Annotated in this window: 10 protein-coding genes; 3 read left to right on the top strand and 7 right to left on the bottom strand. The window is 48.0% G+C overall.

All coding sequences use genetic code 11. The annotated features are described in order from the left end of the window. Positions 1-77: 77 nt before the first annotated feature. A complete protein-coding gene (locus RSC70_RS06375) occupies positions 78-1,448 on the bottom strand; it encodes an MATE family efflux transporter (RefSeq protein WP_025801235.1) in 1,371 nt (456 codons plus the stop codon). Between the two features lie 300 nt (positions 1,449-1,748). On the opposite strand from RSC70_RS06375, the gene RSC70_RS06370 reads away from it, so the two are divergent. Next, the gene (locus RSC70_RS06370) at positions 1,749-2,399 is read left to right on the top strand and encodes a riboflavin synthase subunit alpha (protein WP_234618426.1); all 651 of its coding nucleotides are present in this window, start codon (positions 1,749-1,751) and stop codon (positions 2,397-2,399) included. A gap of 53 nt (positions 2,400-2,452) precedes the next feature. Here the strand turns inward: RSC70_RS06370 and RSC70_RS06365 are convergent, their stop codons facing one another. Together RSC70_RS06365 and RSC70_RS06360 are read right to left on the bottom strand one after the other, a co-directional pair. Next, a complete protein-coding gene (locus RSC70_RS06365) occupies positions 2,453-2,869 on the bottom strand; it encodes a hypothetical protein (RefSeq protein ID WP_332542063.1) in 417 nt (138 codons plus the stop codon). 85 nt (positions 2,870-2,954) lie between these two features. Next, on the bottom strand, positions 2,955-4,070 hold the full coding sequence (locus RSC70_RS06360) for a YadA-like family protein (RefSeq protein WP_332542062.1): 1,116 nt from the start codon (positions 4,068-4,070) through the stop codon (positions 2,955-2,957). Positions 4,071-4,379: 309 nt separating this feature from the next. Between RSC70_RS06360 and RSC70_RS06355 the strand changes: the two genes are divergently transcribed. Then, on the top strand, positions 4,380-4,709 hold the full coding sequence (locus RSC70_RS06355; protein ID WP_040045030.1) for a hypothetical protein: 330 nt from the start codon (positions 4,380-4,382) through the stop codon (positions 4,707-4,709). Positions 4,710-4,816: 107 nt separating this feature from the next. Here the strand turns inward: RSC70_RS06355 and RSC70_RS06350 are convergent, their stop codons facing one another. Continuing rightward, positions 4,817-6,193 carry an MFS transporter gene (locus RSC70_RS06350; RefSeq protein WP_332542061.1) on the bottom strand — a complete coding sequence of 459 codons (1,377 nt, stop codon included), beginning with the start codon at positions 6,191-6,193 and terminating at the stop codon, positions 4,817-4,819. Positions 6,194-6,415: 222 nt separating this feature from the next. On the opposite strand from RSC70_RS06350, the gene kdgR reads away from it, so the two are divergent. Beyond that, positions 6,416-7,204: a DNA-binding transcriptional regulator KdgR gene (kdgR, locus tag RSC70_RS06345; protein ID WP_046459583.1), complete on the top strand. Its 789-nt coding sequence runs from the start codon at positions 6,416-6,418 to the stop codon at positions 7,202-7,204. A gap of 83 nt (positions 7,205-7,287) precedes the next feature. Here the strand turns inward: kdgR and RSC70_RS06340 are convergent, their stop codons facing one another. The 3 genes from RSC70_RS06340 to hxpB form a co-directional block, all read right to left on the bottom strand. After that, entirely contained in the window at positions 7,288-8,679 is a 1,392-nt protein-coding gene (locus RSC70_RS06340) for an L-cystine transporter (protein ID WP_040045027.1), read from the bottom strand. Between the two features lie 246 nt (positions 8,680-8,925). Next, positions 8,926-9,468, bottom strand: coding sequence for a metal-dependent hydrolase (locus tag RSC70_RS06335; protein WP_025801243.1), 543 nt, complete (start codon positions 9,466-9,468; stop codon positions 8,926-8,928). Positions 9,469-9,617: 149 nt separating this feature from the next. Further along, on the bottom strand, positions 9,618-10,280 hold the full coding sequence (hxpB, locus tag RSC70_RS06330; protein ID WP_282807001.1) for a hexitol phosphatase HxpB: 663 nt from the start codon (positions 10,278-10,280) through the stop codon (positions 9,618-9,620). Positions 10,281-10,439: the final 159 nt, after the last annotated feature.

The following is a 10,439-nucleotide window of genomic DNA, read 5'->3' as shown; positions in this document are numbered from 1 at the left end:
TAAATTCACACGATTGCTGATGATATGCGCATCTGGGTGAAAAAAACGGCATCTAGGATGCCGTTGAATAAGAGTGATTAACGCGCAGCGCGCTGTAAGATCCACGCGGCTGGCTGATTTTGTAGCCAGCGAATACGCAGCGCCATCATGATGGCGGCCGATGTTAAGCCGATGATAAAGCCTGTCCAGAAGCCGCTTGGCCCCATCGCAGGAACGATATAGTCGGTCAACGCCAACACATAGCCGGTTGGCAGCCCCAAAATCCAGTACGCCGTGAAAGTAATAAAGAAAATCGAACGCGTATCTTTATAACCACGCAGCACACCGCTACCGATAACCTGTACCGAATCGGAAATCTGATAAATTGCCGCCAGTAGCATAAGGTGCGATGCCATGGTGATAACTTCAGGATTATCGTTGTAGAGCAGGGCAATAGGCTCGCGGAAGATAACGGTGAAAATAGCGGTACATGCCGCCATCGTCATGCCCACGGCAATACTGGTTCGCGCCGCGACCTTTGCATTTTCTGCCGAGCCTTCGCCCAAACGGTAACCCACGCGAATGGTGGCCGCTACGCCGAGTGACATCGGTAGTACAAACATCAGCGAGCTGAAGTTCAGCGCAATTTGGTGACCCGCGACGGAAACAATACCCAACGGTGAAACCAGCAAAGCGACAACGGCAAACAGCGTTACTTCGAAAAACAGCGCTAAAGCGACTGGCATACCGATATTGATCAGACGATGGATCGTTGCCCACTGTGGTGCTTCCATGCCTTTTTGGCGCAGATCGCGCAGGCTGGATGAATGACGAACATACCAGCGCATGATGAAATACATTACCCAATACACGCTGCCTGTGGCTACGCCGCAGCCGACGCCGCCCAGCGCTGGAGCACCTAATTTCCCGTAGATGAAAATGTAGTTAATCGGAATATTGACCAACAGGCCGATGAAACCAATAACCATCCCCGGTTTGGTTTTCGATAGGCCTTCGCACTGATTACGCAGCACTTGGAAGAACAAATACCCCGGCGCGCCCCACATAATGGCGTGCAGATAACCGATGGCTTTGCTCGACAAATCATGATCGATGTTATGCATCATATCGATGATATGTTTGGAATTATAAAGCACTACGATGATTAAAACTGAAACGCCAAACGCCAGCCAGAAGCCTTGTCGCACCTGATGCTCAATTTTATCGCGCCGACCCGCGCCGTTTAGCTGTGCAATGACCGGAGTTAAAGCCAGCAGCAAACCGTGGCCAAACAAAATAGCCGGTAGCCAAATGGAGGTCCCAACGGCAACGGCCGCCATATCTGTGGCGCTAACGCCGCCTGCCATGATGGTGTCAACAAAACCCATGGCCGTTTGTGAAACCTGCGCAATGATAACGGGAATAGCCAGAGCTAATAAGCTACGCGCTTCTATCCAATACTTCTGCACGTATACACCTTTTTATTTTAAATGAGAGAGAAAACAGACAAGTAAACGCCTCTTCGCGGAAAGTCCTAAAGAGGGTAACGCGATACTCAGCAATCCGATCGCCGATGCGGCGTCAAACGTGATGAGTATAAACAGTGAGTGAACGATTCTACCTGCAGATACAGCACAAGAGAATGAAAAGTGTAGTAGATGAGTCATGCATATGCTGTTTTTTAGCGGCTGGATTTGGTTTTATCTAGGGTTTGCGGCAAACTGCTAGATAATTGTTTTCGAAAAGACATTATTGCAGAGGCATCATTTATGTTTACCGGCATTGTTCAGGGCACCGCTCCCGTCGTGTCCATTGATGAAAAATCAAATTTTCGTACTCATGTAGTCAAATTTCCACAGGAGTTATTGCCTGACCTTGAGCTCGGTGCGTCCGTTGCTCACAACGGTTGTTGTCTGACCGTGACGAAAGTTGAAGGCGACCTGGTTAGCTTTGATTTGATGAAAGAAACGCTGCGCATTACCAATCTGGGCGATGTGGCGGTGGGTAGCGTGGTGAATCTTGAGCGAGCAGCGAAGTTTAATGATGAAATCGGTGGGCATTTAATGTCTGGCCATATCATCTGTACCGCTGAAATCGTTAAAATCCTAACCTCAGAGAACAATCGTCAGATTTGGTTCAAAATGCCGAATCCTGAGCTGATGAAGTACGTACTACATAAAGGTTTTATCGGTATCGACGGTATTAGTTTGACTATCGGCGAGGTAACGAAGAGCCGTTTTTGCGTGCATTTGATCCCAGAAACACTGCAACGCACTACGCTTGGTGTGAAACGTCTGGGCGACAAAGTGAATATTGAGATCGATCCGCAAACTCAAGCCGTGGTTGATACGGTGGAGCGTGTATTAGCCAGCCGAGACGCAGCATTGCAAGCCGCCATGAAAGCTGATTCTGTGGCTTGATCATGTAAAAATATGCAGCCGGATGCCGTTTTCATCACATCCGGCTTTTAACCTTACTTCAAATAGCCTTTAAATTGACGATTCTCCATCAGCGCCACTTTCCCCTTGGTATAAAAAATCACCTGATAGTTTCCCTGTGAATACACCGACGCATCGGCATTTTTTTCATCTAAGGCCGCAGGTTTACCATCAACGGTGACAATCCCATCCGCGCCACGCTTGACCGTTACGCCATAGCCGGTTTTAACCACCGACTTATGCGTTGCTTGAGCATACTGCTTCTGCGCGTTTTCTAGCGCCTGTTTTTCTGCCGCCGAGTTGATCGCATTTTCTCTGCTTTGTTCTGCAATATAGCAAGCGTCTTTGCTAATCCCCTGAGACTCACATTTTGCCATGCGGTCGGCTGGGGATGAACAGGCTGCAAGTGAGCTAACAATCAGCCCTGCAATGAATATTTTTTGCATTTTCATACGATTTACCTTTACCTGATAGGGTGCGCTTTTGCATATAGAGGGAAACCCCACGACTAAACGTTAGCCGTGGGGTTTGTGTCGATTAGTATGAAAAACCAATGCCCACACCAGCGCCAAAATCTGATTGGGTGTCTGCTGAAACGCCCGCTTTAATGACAGTATGATCGCCTGCATTGAATGAAGCACCAACTGCAACAGCACTCTCGCTATTAAATGTACCCGCACCCGCAGAGACCATAAATGAATCGCCAGATTTGACCTGTGGCATTGATGCAATGGCAGTTGCGCCTGCAATACCCGCGTTAGCTTCTTTGCGGTTATCATCAACAGTACTTTTTAAGCTGCTGAAGTTGCTGTTCAGTTTATTGATGGATGCCGTATTGTCATTCACGCGTGCTTGGGTGGAGCGAATTTGTGAACGGTTATTATTGGCCGCATTTTGGCTATTGTCAGCTAAAGCCTGAATCTGTTGATTATAGTAAACAGATTCAATTTTTTGCTGATTGGTCAGCGTTTTCACCTTGCTGTTGGTTGACGCAATAGCTTTTGTGTTGCCATTAACGTTTTTAGAAGTGCTTTTAATCGTTGCGGTATTGTTTGCGATATTTTTACTGTTTTCATCAACAACTTTGGATGTTGCGACAATAGCTTGATGGTTATTGTAAATACCTTTTGTGTGCCCGTTGGTGGTGTTTTTCAAATCGCTGATATCGGCGTCTTGCTCTGTGTCTTTTTGTTGTTGAACTGATGGGGGGACTTTCGCGCCAAGTGCTGGCTTCTGATTATGCTCACCATCTAAATGCGGGGTTTCGGCGGCAAAGTTTACACCGGCATATTTGCGCTCGGTGGTGGCACGCTGTTTCATCTGCGCTCTTTCGTTGGACAACGCGGTCGGCTGCGAAGGCGTTAGGGTAGTGGCGGCAACGGTCACATTGTGCTCACCATCTAAATGCGGGGTTTCGGCGGCAAGTTTCACACCGGCATATTTGCGCTCGGTGGTGGCACGCTGTTTCATCTGTGCTCTTTCGTTGGACAACGCGGTCGGTTGCGAAGGAGTCAGCGTGGTGGAGGCAATGGTCACATTGTGCTGACCATCTAAATGCGGGGTTTCGGCCTCTGCAAAGGTCAGTTGTGCATGTGCTGCACCCATGGTAGAGCCTGCGATCAGTGTCGCAATTAAAGTTAATTTGCCATTCATAATCAAATCATCCCAAATAAGAGGTGGTAGGCGATTTTTAATTAATTCGCCTCGTTTTTGTTCCTAATGGAGCGAAATTTATGAGCATATTTAATTTCTATCAATACTTATTTTGCATTCAACAAAAAGATAACAACGATTTTTGTTCTTGTTGGGTGCGTTTAATTGCTTTTTATGAGTGATTCTGATGTTCTTGTTATTGGCAAGTTATTGTATCGCTAAGATTATTTAAGATGAAAAACTTTCAGGATCATCAAGGGTTTGATAAAATAATAAAACCAGATTTTTAACCTATTAGGAACAAATTTAGTGAATGAATTCACTCGAATTTTTAACGATTTAGACATAGATAAGACCGAACTGACTATGTTGCTTAATACGCCCCGGAATACAATTTTCAACTATCTGAAGGGATCGGTAACCAATATGCCGGCCAGCGCGGTGACGCTGATTACGCTTTTGGCATTTATTAAGCAGCATCACCCAAGAGCATTTGAGGAGTGGGGAGAGATAACTCGCTATAACAAAAATCAGGAAAAAAGAGACGGTAATACGCTGTCACTGTTCGATATCATCAATGACGATGTGCTTTTGCAGGGGATCGTTCGCCACGGCGAACTGAGAGGTTTTATCAAGTAAAAGTAATAACCGAGCTGATAAGCATCAAAGCACCCCATTGTGATGTTTGGCGATGATTCTTATCATTTTGGTAGGGAACCCATATGGGTTCCCTTTTTAATATGAATTTACTGCGCAGCTGGCTTAGGTTGACGAATGCGCAGGCTGCTGACAATGGCGGCACAAAGGGCAAATAGGGCGCCCAGCAGTAACGATGAATGCGTACCAAGATCGCCAAACAGGTTAAACATGAGCGCCACCAGCGCGGCTCCGCTGGTTTGCCCCAGTAGACGCGCTGTGCCTAGCATTCCACTGGCTCCGCCGCTGCGATGGCGCGGCGCAGAAGAGATCATGGTGTGGTTGTTAGGTGATTGGAAAATACCAAAACCCGCACCGCAAAGCTCCATCCGCCAGATAATATCGATGTCCGTTGGGTTAGACGGGAGCAATGCCAGCGACAGTAATCCGATGGCAAATAGCATCAGCCCAATACTTCCCAGCAGTCCAGCGTTGAAGCGCTCAAGCAGTCGTCCGGCAATCGGTGCCATTATCATGGTGGCGATAGGCCAAGGCGTAAGCAGCAGACCTGTCATCACTTCCGTTTTGCCAAGTACCGTTTGCAGGAAAAATGGCAACGAAACGAATGCCAGCATTTGTGCGCTGAAGGAACATATCGATGTTCCTACTGACAGCGAAAAGATCGGAATACGTAATAGATCCACGGGCAACAGCGGAAATTCCTGATTGAGCTGACGGCGTACGAAAAGGGTACCCACAATCAGCATAACCACCAGTTCACCCAACAGTAGAAGGTTGTTTTGGCGCTGAGCAAAGCCGCTAATGGCAGAAATCAGTAGGCCGAAGGTGAGGGCGTTAAGCAACGCGCTGTAACCATCGAATTTTGGCTTGCCCACTTTGGGTGGATTCTCTGGCAGAAATTTCATGCCGCAAATAAAGGCGGCAATGCCAATGGGCACGTTAACGGCAAATAACCACGGCCAGCTGCTGACGGACAGGATCGCCGCCGCTACCGATGGCCCCGCCGCCGCAGAAACCGCGACGATTAATGCGTTAATTCCCATTCCTCGTCCGAGAAAACGCTGAGGATAGATTAAACGCACTAGCGCGACGTTCACGCTCATCACCGCCGCCGCGCCAAAGCCTTGCAACACCCTAGCGAGGGTGAGCGTCCAGAGTGAGTCGGACATGGCGCAACCCAATGACGTTACGCTAAACACCAACAATCCGGTGAGATAAATCTTGCGATAGCCGATGATATCGCCTAAGGACGCCAGCGAGAGCAACGAAATGGTAATGGCGAGCTGGTAGGCGTTAACAATCCACACCGACGTTGCGGCAGAGGCGTTAAGATCGCGGGCAATAGTAGGAAGGGCGACGTTAGCAATAGCGCCATCAAGTACCGCGACGGTGATACCCAGTGCAATGGCTAAAATTGCGCCGTATCGTTGAGGCAGTGGAACGCCATCATTTATGGTTGATTTCATTCGGCAACAATCGTTAATAGTTTATTAGTCAGTTGCGGAACTATAACTTTTATTACCACTTGAGACTACCGTCACATTTAGCTTTGTTTGTAACAAAGGATCTAGCGTGCGGAAACGGTTAACCACCTGATTCCCCTGTTTAACAGGCTGTATTTCGGTAGCTGTTCCTTTTATAATGAAACACAGGTTCGATTTAACCATCTGATAGGGTAAAGAAATACAATGTCAACAGATATAGATAAACAACCCGATTCGGTCTCTTCTGTACTTAAAGTGTTTGGGATTTTACAAGCGCTCACCGAAGAGCGCGAAATAGGCATCACGGAACTGTCCCAGCGCGTCATGATGTCGAAAAGCACCGTCTATCGTTTTCTGCAAACCATGAAGTCTCTCGGCTATGTTTCGCAGGAGAGTGAGTCAGAGAAATATTCACTCACGCTCAAACTGTTCGAACTGGGCGCGCACGCGTTACAAAACGTCGATTTAATCCGCAGCGCTGATATTGAAATGCGTGAGCTTTCACGTTTAACCCGTGAAACTATTCACCTTGGCGCTTTGGATGAAGATGGGATCGTCTATATTCATAAAATTGACTCAATGTATAACCTGCGTATGTATTCGCGCATTGGTCGTCGTAATCCGCTGCACACCACCGCTATTGGTAAAGTGCTGCTGGCTTGGCGCGATCGTAGTGAAGCAGAAGAAATCATCAGCCAGATTGAGTTCAAGCGTAGTACCGATAAAACTATTCTTACCCCAGAAGCGCTGCTAGCGGCGCTCGATGAGGTGAAAGAGCAAGGTTTTGGTGAAGATATTGAAGAACAGGAAGAAGGGCTGCGCTGCATCGCGGTGCCTGTTTTCGATCGCTTTGGCGTGGTGATTGCGGGGCTGAGTATTTCGTTCCCAACGATCCGCTTCTCAGAAGATGCTAAACACGAATACGTTAAAATGCTGCATACCGCAGCACGCAATATTTCTGAACAGCTGGGTTATCACGACTATCCGTTCTAATGAATGGCGTTCTAATTCATTGCGATAGATAAATATCAAAAGGGAGCCATCGGCTCCCTTTTTCGTATATTAAGTTCGCTTAATTACTGATGTGCCAGCTCGGCTTCTTCTTCAGAATCAAATACGCTCTTATCGGTTTGACGTAGGATTTGGCTGGTGATAGTGCCTGCTGCCATAGAACCATTCACGTTCAATGCGGTACGTCCCATATCAATCAGCGGTTCAACGGAGATAAGCAGCGCCACTAACGTAACCGGTAATCCCATCGCCGGTAAGACCATCAGCGCAGCGAAGGTTGCGCCACCGCCGACGCCCGCAACGCCTGCGGAGCTGACGGTGACAATACCCACCAGCGTTGCAATCCACAGCGGATCGAACGGATTAATCCCGACGGTTGGCGCAACCATCACCGCCAACATTGCAGGATAAAGCCCCGCGCAACCGTTCTGACCAATCGTAGCACCGAACGACGCTGAGAAGCTGGCGATAGATTCAGGCACGCCAATACGGAGGGTTTGTGCTTCCACATTCAATGGAATGCTGGCCGCGCTAGAACGGCTGGTGAAGGCGAATGTCAGAACTGGCCAGACTTTGCGGAAGAATTTCAGTGGGTTAATGCCGGTGAACGACAGCAGTAAACCGTGTACCACGAACATGATCGCCAAGCCAAGATAGGACGCAACCACGAAGCTACCTAGCTTGATGATGTCGTGCATATTAGAACCCGCAACGACTTTGGTCATCAGCGCCAGTACGCCGTATGGCGTTAGCTTCATGATTTGACGAACCAGCTTCATCACCAACGATTGCAGTGTGTCGATAGCGGTAAGAACACGTTTACCTTTAACTTCATCATCTTTCAGCAGTTGCAGCGCCGCAGTTCCCAAAATTGCCGCAAAGATAACCACGCTGATAATAGACGTTGGGCTTGCACCGGTCAGGTCGGCAAACGGGTTTTTAGGGATGAATGACAGCACCAACTGCGGAACGCTCAGGTCTGAAACTTTACCTGCATAGTTGGTATTGATGGCGGCCAGACGCGCGGTTTCTTGTACGCCCTGAACCAAACCTTCCGCCGTTAAGCCAAATAGGTTAGTCACAAACACCCCGACCAAAGCCGCGATCATTGTGGTGAACAGTAGCGTGCCGATAGAAAGGAAGCTGATTTTGCCCAGCGATGAGGCATTGTGTAGTTTAGCCACGGCGCTCAAGATAGAGACTAATACCAGCGGCATCACGATCATTTGCAGTAGCTGTACGTAGCCGTTACCGACAATGTTAAACCAGCTAATTGAATCTTTGAGTACTGGATTGTCTGAACCGTAAACCAGCTGTAGCCCTAAACCAAACAGGACCCCCATAAATAAGCCGACTAAAACTTTTTTAGCCAGGCTCCATTTTGTACGACGCGTCTGTGCCAGCAGCAATAATAGCGCTACAAACACCAGCACGTTAATCACGAGCGGTAGGTTCATCCCAATCTCCATCCCATTTCTAATATATGTTTTTATACGTTTCTGCGTGCCCTAAGGACGCCGAAGCCTCGTTGGGCGACGTGCTACCTACGCAAAAACGTGATTGTCTTAATCAATGCTATATATGCTAACAGCACCATACACGTGATGCTTATATCCAAAATGAATTTATTATAATTTTTGCATCGAGTTTGTGTGCTAAACAGTCAAAACGAAGGGTTTATAACCAGTGCAGTGTGATTTGCGTCATAATTTATGACTTACGTATCTGAGCAAATCGTAAAAAGGCATTAAATCGCCGCCCCAATAGAGGGCATAGCCAACGAGAGACATGCACAAGATCCGCTCTAGCTGATTGCCTTTCTGAGAATTGAGTATCGGCAACCGGAAACGCCAGCGAATGGGCCACAGTAAAGGAACACCGGCAGGGGTGAGCATATCGGCAAGCAGATGGCTTAGATATCCAATCACCATGGCATGCATCGCATCAACGGGTATTCCCAGATAGCTCGGCATTTCGCAGTTCAGCAGAAAAACGCCGCCGATGACTGCCAGCAGACTATGTGTAAAACCGCGATGGCCAAACATGCGGGCGATGGGTGACGACAGCCATTTAAGACGCTGTCCAAGAACCGATTTTGGGTGGTCGATATCTGGCCACAGGCAGGTGAGTAACGCACCGGGTATGATATGCCACCAGTCGCCATGGGCGAGCGCAGGCGTCAATTCCGCTTTTTTAGCGAAAATGGCACAAGCGACAGAAAAAATAAGATGGCCTTCCGCCGTCATGATAAAACTCGCCGAGGGTACTGGTAATTTATCCAGCATATCGGAGTTTTCGTAGGAAGCAAGAGGTGACAGCGTAACAGATGACTGTTTGCTGTATAAATATACATAAAACGGAGCCTTAGGTAGGCTCCGCTTGGTTTTAACGTTGATTAAGGCTGAATATTCGCCGCAGTGAGTTCGTTAAGATTGTTTAATTTCACATCGGCTAATGCCCAACGAGGATCGTTAATATTCTCCGGCGCTGGCACAACAATAGAGCGCATGCGGGCCGCTTTGGTGGCGATCATGCCGTTAAACGAATCTTCGAGCGTCACACAGTTGAGAGGATCCACGCCAAGCTGTTGAGCGGCGTTCAGATAAACTTCAGGATGCGGCTTGCTATACGGCAAGGCTTCAGCCGAAACCACGGCGTCGAAATAGTGGCTGATGTTAAACATCTCTAGCACTTCGTTGAGCATATAAAGTGGAGACGCAGAGGCTAAACCGATTTTCATTCCCTGCTGACGGCAGAGTTTTAGCGCATGTTCAACGCCGGGAAGCAGAGGTTTGGTTTCACGAACCAGCTCAATGACGCGGCGAATAATGCGCTCAGTCACTTCTTCCTGGCTTGCGCCTTGCCACGGTGTGCGCTGATACCACAGCTTTACCACTAAATCGATGCGCAGGCCTAAGGTTTCAGGAACATCTGCCGCCTCAACGTCGATGCCTAAAGAGGAAAACACATCGTGTTCTCCTTGAGTCCACAATGGTTCAGAATCTATCAGTAACCCATCCATATCGAAAATTACGGCTTCAATGCGACTCACAGGCATTCCCTCATCTATGTGGTTTAAGACCGCCTGAACTGATGTTCAGCGTCATAACTTTATTTGCTGCGGGTACTCTAACATTCACGCTGCTTTTGGTTAAGCCAGTTATACTAAACTAGCCTAAAGTATCAGCAAACCTGACCAATCAATTCAATCAGTTGA

Source organism: Hafnia sp. (genome assembly GCF_036648275.1).
Taxonomy (GTDB): domain Bacteria; phylum Pseudomonadota; class Gammaproteobacteria; order Enterobacterales; family Enterobacteriaceae; genus Hafnia; species Hafnia alvei.
This window is presented reverse-complemented; position numbering and strand designations above follow the sequence as displayed.

Coding starts and splice junctions, on each gene's coding strand:
- RSC70_RS06370 (WP_234618426.1), top strand. CDS start 1,749: ATGTTTACCGGCATTGTTCAGGGCACCGCTCCCGTCGTGTCCATTGAT.
- RSC70_RS06335 (WP_025801243.1), bottom strand. CDS start 9,468: ATGACGGCGGAAGGCCATCTTATTTTTTCTGTCGCTTGTGCCATTTTC.
- RSC70_RS06365 (WP_332542063.1), bottom strand. CDS start 2,869: ATGAAAATGCAAAAAATATTCATTGCAGGGCTGATTGTTAGCTCACTT.
- RSC70_RS06360 (WP_332542062.1), bottom strand. CDS start 4,070: ATGAATGGCAAATTAACTTTAATTGCGACACTGATCGCAGGCTCTACC.
- kdgR (WP_046459583.1), top strand. CDS start 6,416: ATGTCAACAGATATAGATAAACAACCCGATTCGGTCTCTTCTGTACTT.
- hxpB (WP_282807001.1), bottom strand. CDS start 10,280: ATGCCTGTGAGTCGCATTGAAGCCGTAATTTTCGATATGGATGGGTTA.
- RSC70_RS06350 (WP_332542061.1), bottom strand. CDS start 6,193: ATGAAATCAACCATAAATGATGGCGTTCCACTGCCTCAACGATACGGC.
- RSC70_RS06340 (WP_040045027.1), bottom strand. CDS start 8,679: ATGAACCTACCGCTCGTGATTAACGTGCTGGTGTTTGTAGCGCTATTA.